The 17,339-nt window shown below is 61.3% G+C and carries 16 protein-coding genes and 2 pseudogenes; 11 read left to right on the top strand and 7 right to left on the bottom strand.

Going from position 1 to position 17,339, the window contains the following annotated elements; translation table 11 throughout:
- Positions 1-98 precede the first annotated feature (98 nt).
- Together K8374_RS03750 and K8374_RS03755 are read left to right on the top strand one after the other, a co-directional pair.
- Positions 99-341: pseudogene (locus K8374_RS03750) on the top strand (phosphate-starvation-inducible protein PsiE); the annotation flags it as partial.
- A 140-nt stretch (positions 342-481) separates the two neighbouring features.
- Positions 482-925, top strand: a complete 444-nt coding sequence (locus K8374_RS03755; RefSeq protein WP_224459263.1) for a phosphate-starvation-inducible protein PsiE — start codon at positions 482-484, stop codon at positions 923-925.
- Between the two features lie 505 nt (positions 926-1,430).
- Here K8374_RS03755 and K8374_RS03760 read toward each other — a convergent pair.
- Positions 1,431-3,029, bottom strand: coding sequence for an AAA family ATPase (locus K8374_RS03760; RefSeq protein ID WP_224457979.1), 1,599 nt, complete (start codon positions 3,027-3,029; stop codon positions 1,431-1,433).
- A gap of 132 nt (positions 3,030-3,161) precedes the next feature.
- Between K8374_RS03760 and K8374_RS03765 the strand changes: the two are divergent.
- Positions 3,162-3,395, top strand: a pseudogene (locus tag K8374_RS03765) (phosphate-starvation-inducible PsiE family protein); the annotation flags it as partial.
- Between the two features lie 117 nt (positions 3,396-3,512).
- On the top strand, positions 3,513-3,827 hold the full coding sequence (locus K8374_RS03770) for a hypothetical protein (protein WP_224457980.1): 315 nt from the start codon (positions 3,513-3,515) through the stop codon (positions 3,825-3,827).
- Here the strand turns inward: K8374_RS03770 and K8374_RS03775 are convergent.
- The 3 genes from K8374_RS03775 to K8374_RS03785 all read right to left on the bottom strand — a co-directional run bounded on the left by K8374_RS03775 (position 3,816) and on the right by K8374_RS03785 (position 5,627).
- Positions 3,816-4,103, bottom strand: coding sequence for a DUF3509 domain-containing protein (locus K8374_RS03775; protein ID WP_224457981.1), 288 nt, complete (start codon positions 4,101-4,103; stop codon positions 3,816-3,818). The genes K8374_RS03770 and K8374_RS03775 overlap by 12 nt on opposite strands.
- A 127-nt stretch (positions 4,104-4,230) precedes the next feature.
- Positions 4,231-4,578: an HPF/RaiA family ribosome-associated protein gene (locus tag K8374_RS03780; protein ID WP_084857125.1), complete on the bottom strand. Its 348-nt coding sequence runs from the start codon at positions 4,576-4,578 to the stop codon at positions 4,231-4,233.
- Positions 4,579-4,751: 173 nt separating this feature from the next.
- A complete protein-coding gene (locus tag K8374_RS03785) occupies positions 4,752-5,627 on the bottom strand; it encodes a helix-turn-helix domain-containing protein (protein ID WP_224457982.1) in 876 nt (291 codons plus the stop codon).
- Between the two features lie 164 nt (positions 5,628-5,791).
- Between K8374_RS03785 and K8374_RS03790 the strand changes: the two genes are divergently transcribed.
- On the top strand, positions 5,792-6,694 hold the full coding sequence (locus K8374_RS03790) for a DMT family transporter (RefSeq protein ID WP_224457983.1): 903 nt from the start codon (positions 5,792-5,794) through the stop codon (positions 6,692-6,694).
- A 142-nt stretch (positions 6,695-6,836) separates the two neighbouring features.
- On the opposite strand, the gene K8374_RS03795 is transcribed toward K8374_RS03790, so the two are convergent.
- Together K8374_RS03795 and K8374_RS03800 are read right to left on the bottom strand one after the other, a co-directional pair.
- Positions 6,837-7,811 (bottom strand): 2-hydroxyacid dehydrogenase, encoded by a 975-nt coding sequence (locus K8374_RS03795; protein WP_224457984.1) that lies wholly within the window; start codon positions 7,809-7,811, stop codon positions 6,837-6,839.
- A 216-nt stretch (positions 7,812-8,027) separates the two neighbouring features.
- Positions 8,028-8,975 (bottom strand): LysR family transcriptional regulator, encoded by a 948-nt coding sequence (locus K8374_RS03800; RefSeq protein ID WP_084857133.1) that lies wholly within the window; start codon positions 8,973-8,975, stop codon positions 8,028-8,030.
- 181 nt (positions 8,976-9,156) lie between these two features.
- Here K8374_RS03800 and K8374_RS03805 point away from each other — a divergent pair, with 181 nt between their 5' ends.
- Genes K8374_RS03805 through K8374_RS03820 form a run of 4 tightly spaced genes read left to right on the top strand, consistent with a single transcriptional unit; the run spans position 9,157 to position 13,933 of the window.
- Positions 9,157-10,683: an efflux transporter outer membrane subunit gene (locus K8374_RS03805; protein WP_224457985.1), complete on the top strand. Its 1,527-nt coding sequence runs from the start codon at positions 9,157-9,159 to the stop codon at positions 10,681-10,683.
- Positions 10,680-12,857, top strand: coding sequence for an FUSC family protein (locus tag K8374_RS03810; RefSeq protein WP_224457986.1), 2,178 nt, complete (start codon positions 10,680-10,682; stop codon positions 12,855-12,857). Before K8374_RS03805 ends, K8374_RS03810 begins: the two co-directional genes overlap by 4 nt.
- Positions 12,858-12,861: 4 nt before the next feature.
- Positions 12,862-13,062 (top strand): DUF1656 domain-containing protein, encoded by a 201-nt coding sequence (locus K8374_RS03815; protein ID WP_224459264.1) that lies wholly within the window; start codon positions 12,862-12,864, stop codon positions 13,060-13,062.
- Positions 13,063-13,072: 10 nt separating this feature from the next.
- Positions 13,073-13,933, top strand: coding sequence for an HlyD family secretion protein (locus tag K8374_RS03820; RefSeq protein ID WP_224457987.1), 861 nt, complete (start codon positions 13,073-13,075; stop codon positions 13,931-13,933).
- Between the two features lie 22 nt (positions 13,934-13,955).
- Here K8374_RS03820 and K8374_RS03825 read toward each other — a convergent pair whose 3' ends face one another.
- The gene (locus K8374_RS03825; protein ID WP_224457988.1) at positions 13,956-14,402 is read right to left on the bottom strand and encodes a universal stress protein; all 447 of its coding nucleotides are present in this window, start codon (positions 14,400-14,402) and stop codon (positions 13,956-13,958) included.
- A 233-nt stretch (positions 14,403-14,635) separates the two neighbouring features.
- On the opposite strand from K8374_RS03825, the gene K8374_RS03830 reads away from it, so the two are divergent.
- Positions 14,636-15,544, top strand: coding sequence for a LysR family transcriptional regulator (locus tag K8374_RS03830; protein ID WP_224457989.1), 909 nt, complete (start codon positions 14,636-14,638; stop codon positions 15,542-15,544).
- Between the two features lie 230 nt (positions 15,545-15,774).
- Positions 15,775-17,313 (top strand): MFS transporter, encoded by a 1,539-nt coding sequence (locus K8374_RS03835; protein ID WP_224457990.1) that lies wholly within the window; start codon positions 15,775-15,777, stop codon positions 17,311-17,313.
- Positions 17,314-17,339: the final 26 nt, after the last annotated feature.

A 17,339-nucleotide genomic window follows, 5' to 3' on the forward strand; every position in this document is an offset into this window, starting at 1 on the left:
TCGCCTTCCAAGCCAAGGGCCTGGCCCTTTAACTGCATGCACAAAGCGTCACAGGCGTGGCGCATCATCCTTCAGCTCGTATCGGGGAATCGAACATCGTGAACATCAAATGGGCAGAAAAACTGCGCAAGGGCCTGCATGGCTCCGCCGACTCGCTGGGCAACCTGTGTGTCGAGGGTTTCCATTACCTGGCGTTGTTCGGCATCGGCGCCATCACGGCCTACGCGGCGGTGATGACCTTCCTGGACATGGGCAAGGGCGGGGTCAGCGTCGATGACATCCTGCTGCTGTTCATCTACCTGGAGCTGGGGGCGATGGTCGGGATCTACTTCAAGACCAACCGCACGATACTAACACTTCCTCAAACCCCGGCTTTCTTGAAGTTTCAGAAAAATTATTTTGTTATAGCGTAGCTTGTGGTGTTCGCGGCTTGGATTTGCTGCTCAAATATTTTTGTCGATTTGACGTGTAAAGGAGGGGGATAGATATGAAATGGGCAGATCGAATGCGGGTGAGGCTACATTCGGGAGCGAACAGTCTAGGTAATCTCAGTGTTGAACTGTTCCACTATCTTGCTCTATTTGGGATCGGTGCGATTACTGTTTATGCAGGTATTACGACATTCATCGACATGCTTCATCAAGACAAAATCAGCGTCGATGACATTCTACTGCTATTCATCTATCTCGAATTACTGGCGATGAGCGGAATTTACTTTCGCACAAATCATATGCCGCTCAGGTTTTTGCTTTACATAGGGGTTACAGCCTTGATTCGGCTACTGATTAGCGATGTGTCGCATCATAAGTCACCGGATGAAGGGATTCTCTATCTGACTGGGGGAGTGGTTCTGCTTTCCGTTTCGATTCTCGTCGTGCGGTATGCTTCTGCTAGGTTTCCATCAGTAAAAGAGAAGACGGATTGACGATGTGAGCCGCTTGCGGGCGGCTTTTCCTTTTTTAAGCTTATGCTGCGGAGGTAAGGGATCTTAAATTTAGTCCAAGGAAGCGATCGAGAAGAGTATTCGTGCTGACGATGGGGGAGAAAGCTAGGGCTTCAATGGTTTTCGTAAAAATGAAATGATCAGTCAAATTTATCCGCAGATAAATAGTTGCAGTCACCCCTATCTGGATCATGGAGTAATCGTGGATATATATTTCTTAAATATAGTTGGTTTTTGATTTGTATTTTAAGTGTGTAGCAATTACTGCCTTGGGGCGAGACTGATTGGTGATGTTTACACGATGAAGTCCATGATTCGGATTGTGTTTGTGTAGGGGATGCCTCTATTTTTATCTATTCTGGCTATGATATTATTCATTAAATAAATCTACATCAAGTATGTCGTTGATACGATAAAGAGGTCGTCGATGATGCTTGGGATTGCAGGGAAGCTTTTCGGGGAGGGGCATTAAAAATGCCCCTGGGTTTTAGCTGAAAATACAAGCTTCTAATTCTTTGTAAGATGCGGATTCAGAAGGAAAGACCTTGGCAATGTTCAATTTTAGTTTGTCAGCGTTTATGCTTGTAGATAATCCGCAAATATTTCTTATTCTTGATACTTCGTCCTTTATGCTCTGGTTTTCTATGTCCGTCGCTAAGTTGTCGTAAGCTACCTCGTCAAAGGTGGTGCTTTGGCTGCTGCAATATGCTTTTAACGCTTCTTTACTGAAAAGATAATTTTCGATTTCCCAGCGTTTGAGCATGCGATGGTTGTCAGGGTTGTTCTCTAAGTAACGATCTCGATCCTGTTGGGTGATAGGTTTTCCAGAACCAGAATCTCTGTCTTTTAGTACAAGTACCTCTACCGATGGTAATGCCTTCGAAAGAATAGCTATTGCTATTTCGCTTCTCTGGTCTAACTCTGTATTTCCACCGCTGGATATGAAAAGAGTATCAGGGTGCTTTTCGTTAAAGATACTGTTGAATGCTTGAGCGTCCATGCCTCGCTCTCTTCCTCCAGAACCAGGACTGTCACGGCCTTCGCAATAGACTATCCTTTTGGGACTGAGTAGATGTGTTAGATCATCTAAGGCTATAGAAAATATCTTACGCCATATCGTTAAGGTTTTTTCTGATGGCTTGAGAGTAACCGACTCTGTTGAGTACTTGTTGTTTGGGTCGAAGTATATGATTTGGCAGTTTTCTTTGAAATTCTCCTGAAGTGCTCGCATGAACCCTATGCTGTGTGTTGTTATCCAAATTTGACAATTTTTTCCTATTAGTTTGTCTATTTCTATTAGTAGGTTTTTTTGTATTGATGTGTTTATGTGTAGTTCTGGTTCGTCGAGTAGAAAAACTGTATCATTGAAGTCGTCTTGCCTGAGATAAAGGTCGAGTAGTAAGTCTACAACTTCTTTCTCTCCAGATGAAAGGACGTTGAAAGAGAAGGTGGTGCGTTGACCTGTTTTTCGAAAGTATAAGGTTCCTTGAGAGCTTTCTATATTTCCTATGTTGTCGATTTCGATGTCTAAGCAGTTTCTTAAGGATTTATTTAGGTCTTCAATGATTTTTTCTTTTGCTTCGCTTGGTCGGCAGTCGTTTTCGTTCATGTATTTGTTAAATTTTATGTTGAGTCGTCTATAGCTTTCCTCCATCTTATCGTCTAAATCTGAAGCAGTCGTAGCTCCGTAGTTATTTAGTATTATGTCGCTTACGGCTTTGGAATCTTTTACGTCAAGGTGGCTGTTGTAGCGATAGGGGCTTCGGAATGAAAACATTGTGTTTTCTTTTCCTGCCCTTTCAGTTCTGTTCTGATAATAGTCCCCATTGTCAAAGTCTAGCTTTATGCTTTGGTAGTCTAATGACCTATCTCCTGTCATAGAGTGATATGTATAGTCCTTCCCTTGTTTATTTCCTATTTGTCCGTATGCATTGCTGTGGAAAAGAATTCCGTCTAATACGCTGCTTTTCCCGCAGCCATTAGGGCCAACCAACGCAATTAGTCTTGCTGGTTCTTCACCTAAGTCGATAGTGAGGTCGTGGAATCTTTTGTATCCATTAAATAAGCGAACTTTTTTAAGTCTCATAAAAACCTTCTATTAGGCATGGGTATGTAAGAAGGTATCATACCCACTCTAATAGTAGCTAGTTGCCCTTAAAAGCCGAATGTATAAGGATTTCGTGTGACAGGGCCCGGGCAGTGTTAGGACCCGTTGCTCAAGACCAACCACATGCCGATCCGCTTCCTGCTGTACGTGGCGATCACCGCCTTGACCCGCCTGCTGATCGGCGACGTCTCGCATCACAAGGCGCCCGACGTTGGGCTGCTGTACCTGTGCGGCGGCGTCCTGTTGCTGGCGTTTTCCATCCTGGTGGTGCGCTACGCCTCGTATCGCTACCCCTCCACCAAGGTGCTCGATGCCAACGGCAAGGAAGTGGAAGACGGCAAGTAAGGGTGGTATGCCGCTAATGCCGGTCGGGGCGGGCAGGGCTGTGAAATCCGGGGCGTGGCCGCGGCCTGGGATCACGCCAAGGGGGCGTGAGGTTTGCGCGCCGCCCTGGATATCAACATGAGCTTTGACGACTACGTGCTGACCGAAGAGATCCGCCAATACCTGAGCGCGTTCTTTCTCCCCCTGGGCATTGATCCGGACGCCACCTACGTCAACGAAATCGCCGATGTCATCGACGAAGAAGTGGTGAGTGTCCGCACCTTGGTGGAGGAGGCCGAATACTGGGTCGAGCGCGAGGAGATCCCGACCTACGACCAAGGGCTGGTCGGCGTGTTCCACGCACCGGCCACCTTCGACCCGGCATCGCGTGTAGGTGGCTTGCGCTTGTCCGACTTCGAGCGAGCCATAGACAACCTGTTGCTATCGCGCTGAATGCGAGATAGCCGGCGGCTTCGCGCGCGGCAGGCTGGCCAGGACCTCCACGGCGGTGCCGTGTTGGTCCGCGGCCAGGCCCAGGCGGATGCTGTCGATGACACGCTGCAGGCGTTGTGGATCGTTGCGCTGGGCGGCGGTGATCAACCGCTTGGCCGCTATCCCATCGTCGTCCGAGAGCGTGAGCATGATGCTGCCATCCAGGCTTTCGATACTCAGGTTGACCCGATAGTCGGGGGCGAAGGCATCGCTGATCTGGTCGAATGGATTGTGCATGGTCGTTTGTCTGCGAAGAATGACTGCAGGGGTTGACCGGGTGAACGCCAGGTTGGTTCAGGAAGGCTGACCAGCGGAAACGAAAACGCCCGGCATGTAGCCGGGCGTTGCCGTGCCCTACAGTGGGTCAGGCTTCGGGGTCACTCAGCTGCAGCACGCCACGTTTGCTGCGCAACTTGCCGTAGAAGTGTTCCAGCGCATTGTTCAGCTTGCTGGCGGCGCCATCGACCGCCTGGTCCAGAGAAGTGGCGGTGTGGGTCACGGAAATCGGTTGATGGCCTTTCGGGCGAGCCTCCATCTGGCAGCGTTTGTCATGCGGGCCGGGCTTGGTGCCGTTCTCGTCGCGCAGGTGGACCTCGATGCGGGTGAGGTCGTCCTCGTAACGTTCGAGGCTGCTTTCCAGCGTGCTGCGGACCCACTCATTGAGCCGGATGTTGCTTTCGATGTGATTGCTGCTGTTGACCTGGATTTGCATGATTCAATCCTTATTCAGCTTGCTCGCAAGAGGCGCGCCTAGGCCACTGAGGCCCTTGGAATTTCTTCGCCTCTTGACTCTAAAGTCAGGCAACGGCGAAGCGAAATCAACCCCCTTCGTAAAATAAATTTCCTGTTGCAAATCCAGCCAGCGAGCCGGTGGTACGCATCCCTTCAGCGATTGAACGCCGCCCTGTATTCGCCTGGCGTCGCCCCCAACGCCTGGCGAAACCGGTTGCTGAAATGACTGGCACTGGCGAACCCACACAGCAGCGCCACTTCGCCCAGCGGCAACGGGCCCAGGCGCAGCAGCCCGCAGGCCCGGTGCAGGCGCCGCGCCAGCAGGTACTGGTGCGGCGGCAGGCCGAAGCTTGCGCGGAACATGCGGGCGAAATGGTATTCGGACAGGTTGCAGCGCAGGGCCAGCTCCCCCAGGGTGATGGGCTGCTCCAGGTGCGCTTCGATGTAGTCGACCAGTTGCCGGCGTTGATGCGGGGCCAGCCCACCTTTCAAGCGCAGCCCGTGGCGCAGCGCGGCCTGGCAGAGCACGGCATGGTCGATGATTTCATGGGCCAGGCTGCTGGCCAGCAGGCGCTCGCCAGGTTCGTCCCAGTCCATGGCTACCAGTTGGCGGAAGCGTCGAGCCTGTAGCGGGTCGTCGAGGAATGTCGCCTCCTGCAACTGCATCTCCCGGGGTTCGCGGTCGAGCAGGCGAATGCAGCCGAGGGCGAACTGTTCCTCGCTGACGTACAGGTGAGCCAGGCGGACCGCACCGTTGACTACCCAGTTGGATTCGTGGCCGGCGGGCATGATGCACAGCTTGTCCGGTGCGCCTTTGTCCGCCGGGCGCTGGCGACGGAAGATTCCAGTGCCGTCGGCGATGTAGCAGGACAGGGTATGGTGGCTGGGCGACTGGTAGTCGCGGGCGTCGTTGCGGTTGCTCCACAAGGCTGCGGCCAGGCCGTCACCCAGCTGCGCGCTCAGTTCCAGGCGGGCATGGGGCGAGGCGTGCATGGCATTGAAGACGTGCAGCTGGGTCAGTGGCGTCATGGGCGATTCCTCTCGATGCCATCCTACTGCGGCGCTGGGTGGCTGGCAGCCCCCGTGGCGGGAAAAGCGCAAGTTTGTGCAAGCGGGGCACTCGAAGGCGAGCGGAGACTGGTACCCGGCGAGGGCTGCACCGCGGCCCCGTTCAGGTAGCCTGGAGAAACCTCATGAACCTGTCGCTGTATTTGCTCACCGTCCTGATCTGGGGCACCACCTGGATCGCCCTGAAACTGCAACTGGGCGTGGTCGCCATCCCGGTGTCGATCGTCTACCGCTTCGCCCTGGCCGGCCTGATCCTGTTCGCCATCCTCCTGCTCACCCGCCGCCTGCAGCCGATGGACAGACGTGGTCACCTGGTCTGCCTGGCCCAGGGGCTGTGCCTGTTCTGTGTCAACTTCATGTGCTTTCTCAGCGCCAGCCAGTGGATCGCCAGCGGGCTGATCGCCGTGGTGTTCTCCACCGCCACCTTATGGAATGCCCTGAATGCGCGAATTTTCTTCGGCCAGCGCATCGCCGCCAATGTGCTGGGCGGTGGCGCCCTGGGGCTGCTGGGCCTGGGCCTGCTCTTCTGGCCGGAGCTGTCCAGCCATGGCGCCAGCGGCCAGACGCTCTATGGCCTGGGCTTGGCGTTGCTTGGCACCTTGTGCTTCTCGGCCGGCAATATGTTGTCCAGCCTGCAGCAGAAGGCCGGCCTCAGGCCGATGACCACCAATGCCTGGGGCATGGTATACGGCGCATCGATGCTGGCGGTCTATTGCCTGTCGAGCGGCATTCCCTTCGACATGGAATGGAACATGCGCTATATCGGCTCGCTGCTGTACCTGGTGATCCCAGGCTCGGTGATCGGCTTTACCGCCTACCTGACATTGGTGGGACGTATGGGGCCGGAACGGGCGGCGTATTGCACGGTGCTGTTCCCGCTGGTGGCGTTGAACGTGTCGGCGGTGGCCGAAGGGTACCAGTGGACGGCGCCGGCGCTGTTGGGGCTGGTGGCGGTGATGGCGGGGAATGTGCTGGTGTTTCGCAAGCCCAGGGCAAGCAAAGTGGGCGATGCGGTTGCTGTCAGGTGAGGGCAGGGTACATAACGGGTCGATTCAGCGGGAGCCTGTGGGAGCGGGCTTGTCCCGCGATTGGGGCGGTCCTGCCATCGCGGTGGCATGGCAAGGGCTTCGCCCTTGATCGCGGGACAAGCCCCACAGGATCTGCGAGGCCTCAGCCCTTCCAGACCTGCGGGTTCACCAGGTCTCGCGGCCGATCCCCCAGCAGCGCCGCCCGCAGGTTATCGATCGCCCGGTTGGCCATGGCCTCGCGGGTTTCGGCGGTGGCCGAGCCTACGTGAGGCAGGGTCAGGGCGTTTGGCAGTTCGAACAGCGGCGAGTCTGCCAGTGGCTCCTTCTCGTACACGTCCAGCCCGGCGCCGCGAATCGTACCGGCTTGCAGGGCCTCGACCAACGCCGCTTCGTCCACCACCGGCCCACGGGACACGTTGACCAGGAACGCGCTGGGCTTCATCAGCTTCAGCTCACGGGCCCCGATCAACTTGCGCGTGGCCTGCGACAGCGGCACCACCAGGCAGACGAAGTCGGCTTCGGCCAGTAACTGGTCCAGGCTGCGGTACTGTGCGCCCAATTCCTGCTCCAGCGCCGGCTTGCGGTTGTTGCCGCTGTACAGCACCTGCATGTTGAAGCCGAAGCGGCCGCGACGGGCGATGGCCGCACCAATGTTGCCCAGGCCGACGATGCCCAGGGTCTTGCCGTGCACATCGCTGCCGAACTGGGCGGGGCCGACGGTGGCCTGCCACTGGCCGGCCTTGGTCCAGGCGTCCAGCTCGGCGACCCGGCGAGCACAGCCCATGACCAGGGCGAAGGCAAGGTCCGCGGTGCTCTCGGTGAGCACGTCCGGGGTGTTGGTCAGGGCGATGCCGCGTTCGTTGAAGTAGTCCAGGTCGTAGTTGTCGTAGCCCACCGAGACACTGGACACCACCTCCAGTTTGGCCGCGCCCTCAAGTTGCGCGCGGCCGAGCTTGCGACCGACGCCGATCAGGCCGTGGGCTTCGGGCAGGGCTTCGTTGAACTGGGCGGCAACGTCACCGAGCTTGGGGTTGGGCACGATCACGTTGAAGTCTTGCTGCAGGCGTTCGGCCATGGCCGGGGTGATGCGGCTGAAGGCCAGGACGGTCTTTTTCATCGGCAACTTCTCTGCAAGGCAGGGGAACGGAGTCAGGCAGGAAGACGGGGCCGCATTGCGGCCCTTTCGCGGCACAAGGCCGCTCCTACAGGGGGGCGCTGTACCTGTGGGAGCGGCCTTGTGCCGCGATGGAGGGCAAAGCCCTCCCAGACTCAACTGCCTGGAACGAGTGACCAGCAACCTACCATTGTCTCGGGTCCACGTGCAGCCGCTTTCTCAGTTGGCGATCAACAGCTCGTGGGTCTTGAGGTCCGCCTCGTGCGCCGCGAGGATCTCCGGCAACGAGTTGCGCAGGTACTCGACCCAGGTCTTGATCTTTGCATCCAGGTACTGGCGCGACGGGTAGATCGCATACAGGTTCAGTTCCTGCAGGCGGTAGTCGGGCATGATCCGTACGATGCTGCCGTCACGCAGGCCGTCGATGGCCGAATAGATCGGCAGCACACCCACGCCCATGCCACTGCGGATGGCGGTCTTCATGGCATCGGCCGAGTTCACCTGGAACGGCGAGCTGGTGATGTTGACCACTTCCTGGCCTTCCGGGCCGTCGAACAGCCATTTTTCCAGCGGGATCACCGGGCTGACCATGCGCAGGCACGAATGCTTGAGCAGGTCGGCGGGCTTGTGCGCGGTGCCATGCTTGGCCACGTAGTCGGGCGATGCGCAGACGATGCTGTAGGTAATGCCCAGGCGCTGGGAGACGAAGCCGGAGTCCGGCAGTTCGCTGGCCAGTACGATGGACACGTCATAGCCTTCGTCGAGCAGGTCCGGCACGCGGTTGGCCATGGTCAGGTCGAAGGTCACGTCCGGGTGCGAGTCGCGGTAGCGGGCGATGGCATCGACCACGAAGTGCTGGCCCACGCCGGTCATCGAGTGCACTTTCAACTGGCCGGCGGGGCGGGCATGGGCGTCGCTGGCCTCGGCCTCGGCTTCCTCGACGTAGGTCAGGATCTGTTCGCAGCGCATCAGGTAGCGCTTGCCGGCCTCGGTCAGGGCGATACGCCGGGTGGTGCGGTTGAGCAGCCGGGTTTGCAGATGGGCTTCCAGGTTGGAGACCGCCCGCGAGACGTTCGCAGTGGTCGTATCCAGTTGCGCCGCGGCGGCCGTGAAGCTGCCGAGCTGGGCCACGCAACTGAAAGCACGCATGTTTTGCAGGGTGTCCATGGGTCACTCTCAAGGTAGAGGACAAAATTGTGACATGAAGTAACCGAAGCGGTCTTCAGACTAAAGCCGGATTATCGCTGTTTTGGTAACAAAGATTCGCAGGAATATACGCTTATCGCCAGTGCGACCGCCCCCTAGAATTGCCCGGCCTCATCCACCTCTTCCTCGGGAAATCGCAGCTGTGCCGCGTCGCATCATCAGAGCGCTGAATGCGCTCAGTGCCTGTGCCCTTAGCCTCACCTTGAGCGGCTGTATCGGAACCTGGGGCATCGCCCCGCAAAGCAAGACGCTGCAAGCCAACACCCTGACCACCGACGATGCGATCCGCGAAGCGGCCACCGACGCCCATTGGCCGGCCCAGCAGTGGTGGCGCGCCTATGGCGACCCGCAGCTGGACCGCTGGGTCACGCTGGCTCTGGCCGGCAGCCCGAGCCTGGCCATGGCCGCGGCGCGGGTGCGCGAGGCCAAGGCCATGGCGGGTGTGGTGGAATCGGCGGAAAAGCTCCAAGCCAACGGCCAGGCCATCCTCAAGCGCCACAACTGGCCGGAAGATCAGTTCTACGGCCCTGGCGCGCTGTCCGGTGCCAACACCTGGGACAACAACGCCGCCATCGGCTTCAGCTACGCCCTGGATCTCTGGGGCCGCGAGCGCAATGCCAGCGAACAGGCCGTGGACCAGGCGCACATGAGCGTCGCCGAGGCCCGCCAGGCCCAGCTCGAACTGGTGAACAACGTGGTGCGCGCCTACATCCAGCTGAGCCTGCACTTCGCCCAGCGCGATATCGTCCAGGCCGAGCTGGAGCAGCAGGAGCAGATCCTCGCCCTGGCCAAGCGTCGCCTGGACAGCGGCCTGGGCACCCATTTCGAGGTCAGCCAGGCCGAGGCGCCGCTGCCCGAGACCCATCGCCAGCTCGACAGCCTCAACGAAGAAATCGCCCTGACCCGCAACCAGTTGGCCGCCTTGGCCGGCAAGGGGCCAGGGGAGGGCGCCCAGCTCCAGCGCCCGACCTTGACCCTGGGCGCACCGCTGAAGCTGCCCTCGAACCTGCCCGCCGAACTGGTCGGCCAGCGCCCCGACGTGGTCGCCAGCCGCTGGCAGGTGGCCGCGCAGGCCCGTGGCATCGATGTCGCCCATGCCGGTTTCTTCCCCAACGTCGACCTGGTCGGCAGCCTGGGCTTCATGGCCACCGGTGGCGGCCCGCTGGAGTTTCTCACCGGGCGCAAGTTCAACTACAACGTAGGCCCGGCGATCAGCTTGCCGATCTTCGATGGCGGCCGCCTGCGCTCGCAATTGGGCGTGGCTTCGGCGGGCTATGACGTCGCCGTGGCTCGTTACAACCAGACGGTGATCGGTGCGCTGAAGACCATCTCCGACCAGCTGATCCGCCGCGAGTCGATGAAGGAGCAGGCACATTTCGCCGCCGAGTCCGTGGCCGCCGCGCAGAAGACCTACGACATCGCCATGGTCGCCTTCCAGCGTGGCCTGACCGACTACCTCAACGTGCTCAATGCCCAGACCTTGCTGTTCCGCCAGCAGCAGATCGAGCAGCAGGTCCAGGCCGCACAGTTGGCCGCCCACGCCGAGCTGGTCACTGCCTTGGGCGGGGGGCTGGAGGCCGGCCGGGACGTGCCCGACGAACAGCGCCAGGCGGCCCCGAAAACGCCTGCCACGCTGGCCATCTTCGACACGCCAGGCCACGCCGAATGAGTACCACGAGCCTACCCCTGCGCTGGCTGCAAAGCCTGGAGTGGCGCCGGGGCTTCTTCGCCTGGGCGCGCACTGACGGCGTGACCTGGGTCTATATCTTCAAGATCCTGGTCGCCGCCTTCGTCACCTTGTGGCTGGCCATGCGCCTGGAGCTGCCGCAGCCGCGTACGGCGATGATCACCGTGTTCATCGTCATGCAGCCGCAGAGCGGGCATGTGTTCGCCAAGAGTTTCTACCGGGTGCTCGGCACCCTGGCCGGCTCGGCGATGATGGTCGCGCTGATCGCGATCTTCCCGCAGAACACCGAGCTGTTCCTGCCCAGCCTGGCCCTGTGGGTCGGCCTGTGTTCGGCCGGTGCCATGCGCTATCGCACCTTCCGCGCCTATGGCTTCGTGCTGGCCGGCTACACCGCGGCGATGATCGGCCTGCCGGTGCTCGAGCACCCGGACCAGGCGTTCATGGCGGCGGTATGGCGGGTGCTGGAGATCTCCCTGGGGATTCTGGTGTCGACCGCTGTCAGTGCCGCGATCCTGCCGCAGTCGGCCAGCGCCGCCATGCGCAACGCCCTGTACCAGCGCTTTGGCGTGTTCGCCGGGGTGGTGGTCGAAGCGCTGCGCGGCGACAGCCAGCGCGATCGCTTCGAGACCAGCAACGTACGCTTCATCGCCGAGGCCGTGGGCCTTGAAAGCCTGCGTAACGTCACCGCGTTCGAAGACCCGCACATGCGCAGGCGTTCGGGCCGGCTGGTGCGCATGAACAGCGAGTTCATGGCCATCACCACGCGTTTCAACGCCTTGCACCGCCTGCTCGAGCGCCTGCGCGCCCGCGGCCCGCTGCAGATCGTTGGCGCCATCGAGCCGGGCCTGGCGACGCTCGCCGAACTGCTCGAACCCTACGTTGGCCGGGCGCTGACCGATGCCGATGCGCTGCGCCTGACCCTGGAACTGGCCGCCTACAAGGAGGGCCTGCAAGCCCAGGTGCGTACGCTGCGCGCCGAGTATGTCCAGACCGACCCCAGCGAGGCCGACCTGCTCGACTTCCACACCGCCTTCGAGCTGCTGTACCGCTTCGTCGACGAGATGTACAGCTACGCCCAGACCCACGCCTCGCTGTCTGCGCACAACCATGAGCGCGAACACTGGGACGAACCCTATGTGGCCCAGACCAACTGGCTGGTGTCCCTGGCTGCCGGTGTGCGGGCCTCGGCGGTGCTGTTGCTGCTGGGCAGCTACTGGTTGCTCAGCGACTGGCCCAGCGGCGCCATGATGACCCTGATCGCCACGGTGACCGTGGGCCTGTCGGCCGCCTCGCCGAATCCCAAGCGCATGTCGTTCCAGATGGCCTGCGGGACGATGATCGGTGCCTTCATCGGCTTTTTCGAAACCTTCTTCGTGTTTCCCTGGATCGACGGCTTCCCGCTGCTGTGCGCCGTGCTGGCGCCGGTGTTCGTGTTCGGCGCGTTCCTGTCCTCACGCCCGGCCTACGCAGGCTATGGCATCGGCCTGCTGGTGTTCTTCGCCATCGGCTCGGTGCCCAACAACTTGACGATCTACAACCCGTACACCTTCATCAACGACTACATCGGCATGGTCATCGGCATGCTGGTCTGCGCCGCCGCCGGGGCGATCATCCTGCCGCCCAACAGCCGCTGGCTCTGGAGCCGCCTGGAGCAGGACCTGCGCGAGCAGGTGCTGTTCGCCATCACCGGGCGCCTGCGCGGGCTCGGCTCGGCCTTCGAAAGCCGCACCCGGGACCTGCTGCACCAAGCCTATGGCCTGGCCGCCGGCAAGCCTCAGGTACAGAGCGAGCTGATGCGCTGGATGTTCACCGTGCTGGAGATCGGCCACGCGATCATCGAGTTGCGCAAGGAACAGGTACGCGCGCCGGTGCACCCGGCCTATGCCGAGTCGCAGCCCTGGCGCCAGGCCATCCGTGTCATGGGCCGGGCCCTGGCGCGGTTGTTCCTGCAGCCCAACGCCAGCAACCACGAACGCGCCCTGGTGGCCGTGGACCACGCCATCAGCCGCGTGCAAGCCACCGATGAACCCTTCGCCCGGCACTTCGACACCTCGGTGTTGCGCCGGGTGCAGAGCTACCTGCATTTCATCCGTACCTCCCTGCTCGACCCACAGTCGCCGTTGGCCCCGGCGAAAGGACTGCACCGTGCTCCGTGAAATCATGCCCCGTGAAATCGCCTTCCATGGCGTGTACATGCCCTCCATGACCTTGATGTTCCTGTTCGCCGCGGGCCTGGCCTGGGGCCTGGACCGATTCATCGCCAGCATGGACGGCTACCGCTTCTTCTGGCACCCGGCGTTGCTGCGCCTGTGCCTGTTCATCTGCCTCTTTGGCGCCATGGCGCTGTCCTTGTATTGGTGAGAAACCTTCGATGAAAAAGTTCTTCAGCCTGATCGCCACCTTGCTGGTGCTGGCGGGCGCCGTGGTGATCGGCCGGCAGTTGTGGCTGCATTACATGACCACGCCCTGGACCCGCGACGGTCGGGTGCGCGCTGACATCATCAACGTCGCCGCCGATGTGCCGGGCTATGTGGTGGACGTGCCGGTACGGGACAACCAGCGGGTGAAGAAAGGTGACCTGCTGATCCAGATCGACCCCGAGCATTACCAGCTGGCGGTGAACCAGGCCAAGGCCCTGGTCGCCTCGCGCAAGGCCACCTGGGAAATGCGCAAGGTCAACGCCAAGCGCCGCGCCGACCTGGACAACCTGGTGATCTCCAAGGAAAACCGCGACGACGCCAGCAACATCGCCAGCGCCGCCCTGGCCGACTACCAGCAGGCCCAGGCCCAGCTGGCTGCCGCCGAGCTGAACCTCGAGCGCACGCGGATCATCGCCACGGTCGATGGCTACGTCACCAACCTGAACGTTCACAAAGGGGACTACGCCCGCACCGGCGAGGCGGTGATGGCGGTGGTCGACGAGCACTCGTTCTGGGTGTACGGCTTCTTCGAGGAGACCAAGCTGCCCCATGTGAAGGTGGGCGACCAGGCCGAACTGCAGATGATGAGCGGCGAGCGCATCAAGGGCCATGTGGAGAGTATCGCCCGGGGCATCTACGACCGCGACAACCCGCAGAGCCGCGAGCTGATCGCCGATGTGAACCCGACCTTCAACTGGGTGCGCTTGGCCCAGCGGGTGCCGGTGCGGATTCACATCGACGAAGTGCCCGACGGCTTCCTGCTGGCTGCGGGCACGACCTGCACGGTAGTGGTCAAGCCGAGCGAGGGCTAAGCGCAGCGCTCTAAAGGGGAGCCTAGGCCACCCCCACCAACACCGGCACTTGCACCCGATCGATCACCTTCGTGCTGACCGAAGGGTCCAGCAACCGTCCCAGCCGGGACAGGTGCCGGTGCCCCATGACGATCAACTCGCACGCCAGCGCCTGGGCTTTTTCGACGATGGCATCGACCGGCTCCGCGGCGACCACGCTGCCATGGCAATCGAAGCCTGCCTCGCGCAAGGTGCGCACGGCACCGGCCACGGCCTGCTCGGCCAGGCGCTGCTCCTCGCAGGCGGCGGGGTATTCCTCTTGTTCCTGCTCGGTGTAGGTCGCCGGGCGCTCGTGCACGGCGAAGGTCGTGTCGATGGCCAGCAGCACATGCAGTTCATGCTCGCCGGGGCGGCAGTAGCGATGGGCGAGGTCGAGCAGGGTGTGGCTGGCGGGGGAGGCGTCGATGGCGATCAGGACCGGGCGGGGCATGGGGGTTCCTTGGCTGTCAGTCGAGACCCCATCGCGGGACAACGCGGCCCTCGAGCTCGGTGCACAACCTGTGGGAGCGGGCTTGTCCGGCGATGGGGCAATGCAGGTATATCGGTATTCTTGGCCGAATCGTGCAGGGAATAAATGGCCTGTTACGCACGGCGTCGTTGCGCCAGACGCAATCCACCAACCTGCTAACATCGCATTTCCTACAGCTGTCACGGAAAACGGCCATGCAACTGCCAGACATGAACCTGCTCGTCGCCCTCGATGCGCTGCTCGACGAGGGCAGCGTGGTCGGTGCGGCCCGGCGCATGAACCTGAGCCCGGCGGCGATGAGCCGTACCCTGGGCCGGATCCGCGATGCCCTGGGCGACCCGATCCTGGTCCGTGCCGGCCGCGGCCTGGTACCGACGCCCCGGGCACTGGCCCTGCGCGAGCAGGTCTCGGCCCTGGTGGAGCAGGCCGGGCAGGTGTTTCGCAGTGGCGACGATGTGGACCTGCCGAACCTGGAACGGGCCTTCAATATCCGCACCAACGACCTGTTCATCGCCCTCTACGGCGCGCAGTTGCTGCGCATGATGCACGAGCAGGCGCCGCGTACCGTGCTCAGGTTCGTCCCGGAGAGCCCAGGCGGGGATGACGACAGCGTACTGCGGGATGGGCGCACCGACCTGATCATCAGCTCGACCATCGACCTGGGGCCGGAGATCAAGGTGCAGAGCTTGTTCCAGACCGTCTATATCGGCCTGGCCCGGCGCGACCACCCGATCTTCGACGCCGAAATCACCCCGGAACGCTTCGCCGCCTACCCGCAGATCAGCGTCTCGCGACGTGGCCGGGCCAACGGGCCGATCGATATGGAGCTTGCCAACCACAAGGTGCAGCGGCGCGTGGCGTTGATCACCCCGAGCTTTCACTCGGCGATGTTCTCGCTGCCCGATTCGGACCTGCTCCTGCCGATGCCGGCCAACATTCTCAACAGCGTGAACAAGCTGGGGTTGCCGCTGCGCTCGTTCCAGATCCCGTTGCCGTTGGAGCAGGTGACCGTCATGCAGGCATGGCACCCGCGCTTTCAGAACGACCCGGCGCATCGTTGGTTGCGCCAGACGTTGAAGGCCTGTTGCAGCGTCGATCCGTGAAGAGGGGCGCTGTGCGCCCATCGCGGGACAAGCCCGCTCCTACAGGTTCTCTACGGCTTTCTAAAACGGCGCGGTACCTGTGGGCGGGCTTGTCCCGCGATGGGGGCGGTAAGCGCTTGGCATGGATTGCGCCTGACGCAACTTAAAACTGCCAATAAGTCAGTTTTCGTCAGCATTCGACCTTTTTAGACTTCTCCTCTGCCTTAAATTGTTGCTGGAGATGTCTGTCCATGAGTTCCCTGTCCGCGCCTTCCGCCGTGCTCGCCGCCCCAGCGCCGGCCGCCCCGGCGCAAACGGCGTTCGGCCTGCGGGTGGTGGTCGGGCTGTTCGGCGTGCTGCTGGCGGTGCTCTGTGCCGGCCTCAACGAGGCGGTGACGAAGATTTCCCTGGCCGATATCCGTGGCGCCATGGGCATCGGTGCCGACGAGGGCGCCTGGCTGCTGGCGGTGTACTCAGCGGCCTCGGTGTCGGCCATGGCCTTCGCCCCATGGATGGCGGGCACCTTTTCCCTGCGTCGCTTCACGATGTGCACCATCGGCGTGTTCGCCGTGCTTGGCCTGGTACAACCGTTCGCTCCCAACCTGCACAGCCTGATGCTGCTGCGTGTCGTCCAAGGCCTGGCCTCTGGTGCCCTGCCGCCGATGCTGATGACCGTGGCGCTGCGTTTTCTGCCGCCGGGCATCAAAGTCTACGGCCTGGCCTGCTACGCCCTGACCGCCACCTTCGGCCCCAACCTGGGCACGCCCTTGGCGGGCCTGTGGACCGAGTACGTCGGTTGGCAGTGGGCCTTCTGGCAGATCATCCTGCCGTCGGGCCTGGCCATGTTCTGCGTCGGCTGGGGCCTTCCCCAGGACCCTCTGCGCCTGGAGCGCTTCAAGCAGTTCGACTGGCGTGGCGTGGTGCTGGGCCTGCCGGCCATCAGTTGCATCGTCCTGGGCCTGTCGCTGGGTGACCGCTGGGGCTGGTTCGACTCGCCACTGATCTGCTGGCTGCTGGGCGGTGGCCTGCTGTTGCTGGTGCTGTTCATGTACAACGAATGGTCCGAACCGCTGCCGTTCTTCCAGCTGCGCCTGTTGTCGCGCCGCAACCTGAGCTTTGCCTTGGTCACGTTGGCCGGCGTGTTGATCGTGCTGTCGGGCGTAGGCAGCCTCCCTTCGGCGTACCTGGCGCAGATCCAGGGTTACCGCCCGGCGCAGACCAGCCCATTGATGCTGCTGGTGGCCATGCCGCAGTTGATCGCCCTGCCGCTGGCGGCCGCGCTGTGCAACATCCGCGCGGTGGACTGCCGCTGGGTACTGGCCGTGGGCCTGGGCATGCTGGCGCTGAGCTGCGTGGGCAGCAGCCTTTTGACCTCGCAGTGGATCCGGAGCGACTTCTATCCGTTCTACCTCTTGCAGGTGTTCGGCCAGCCGATGGCCGTGCTGCCGCTGCTGATGCTGTCCACCAACGGCATGACTCCGCAGGAAGGTCCGTTCGCCTCGAGCTGGTTCAACACCGTCAAGGGCCTGGCCTCGGTGGTCGCAGCCGGCCTGCTGGACGCCCTGGGCACCCTGCGCCGGCATTTCCATTCCAACCACCTGGTGGACAGCCTGGGCAACGCCCCGCTGGTCGACGACAACGCTGCCGGCCTGGCCAAACGCATCCATGAACAAGCCCTGGTGCTGACCTCGGCCGACCTGTACCTGGTCCTGGCCGGCATCGCCGTGGCCCTGATCTGCCTGATTCCTTTCGTGCCTACCCGGGTCTATCCACCGCGTGCGGTGGCCTGAGCCCTGGATGAAATTCGAGACTGTTG

Source organism: Pseudomonas sp. p1(2021b) (assembly GCF_020151015.1).
GTDB classification, from domain to species: Bacteria; Pseudomonadota; Gammaproteobacteria; order Pseudomonadales; family Pseudomonadaceae; genus Aquipseudomonas; species Aquipseudomonas putida_K.

What these genes read in the sequence shown, in the direction of transcription:
- K8374_RS03760 (WP_224457979.1), bottom strand. Translation starts at nt 3,029, where the DNA reads ATGAGACTTAAAAAAGTTCGCTTATTTAATGGATACAAAAGATTCCAC.
- K8374_RS03770 (WP_224457980.1), top strand. Translation starts at nt 3,513, where the DNA reads ATGAGCTTTGACGACTACGTGCTGACCGAAGAGATCCGCCAATACCTG.
- K8374_RS03775 (WP_224457981.1), bottom strand. Translation starts at nt 4,103, where the DNA reads ATGCACAATCCATTCGACCAGATCAGCGATGCCTTCGCCCCCGACTAT.
- K8374_RS03780 (WP_084857125.1), bottom strand. Translation starts at nt 4,578, where the DNA reads ATGCAAATCCAGGTCAACAGCAGCAATCACATCGAAAGCAACATCCGG.
- K8374_RS03785 (WP_224457982.1), bottom strand. Translation starts at nt 5,627, where the DNA reads ATGACGCCACTGACCCAGCTGCACGTCTTCAATGCCATGCACGCCTCG.
- K8374_RS03790 (WP_224457983.1), top strand. Translation starts at nt 5,792, where the DNA reads ATGAACCTGTCGCTGTATTTGCTCACCGTCCTGATCTGGGGCACCACC.
- K8374_RS03795 (WP_224457984.1), bottom strand. Translation starts at nt 7,811, where the DNA reads ATGAAAAAGACCGTCCTGGCCTTCAGCCGCATCACCCCGGCCATGGCC.
- K8374_RS03800 (WP_084857133.1), bottom strand. Translation starts at nt 8,975, where the DNA reads ATGGACACCCTGCAAAACATGCGTGCTTTCAGTTGCGTGGCCCAGCTC.
- K8374_RS03810 (WP_224457986.1), top strand. Translation starts at nt 10,680, where the DNA reads ATGAGTACCACGAGCCTACCCCTGCGCTGGCTGCAAAGCCTGGAGTGG.
- K8374_RS03815 (WP_224459264.1), top strand. Translation starts at nt 12,862, where the DNA reads ATGCCCCGTGAAATCGCCTTCCATGGCGTGTACATGCCCTCCATGACC.
- K8374_RS03820 (WP_224457987.1), top strand. Translation starts at nt 13,073, where the DNA reads ATGAAAAAGTTCTTCAGCCTGATCGCCACCTTGCTGGTGCTGGCGGGC.
- K8374_RS03825 (WP_224457988.1), bottom strand. Translation starts at nt 14,402, where the DNA reads ATGCCCCGCCCGGTCCTGATCGCCATCGACGCCTCCCCCGCCAGCCAC.
- K8374_RS03830 (WP_224457989.1), top strand. Translation starts at nt 14,636, where the DNA reads ATGCAACTGCCAGACATGAACCTGCTCGTCGCCCTCGATGCGCTGCTC.
- K8374_RS03835 (WP_224457990.1), top strand. Translation starts at nt 15,775, where the DNA reads ATGAGTTCCCTGTCCGCGCCTTCCGCCGTGCTCGCCGCCCCAGCGCCG.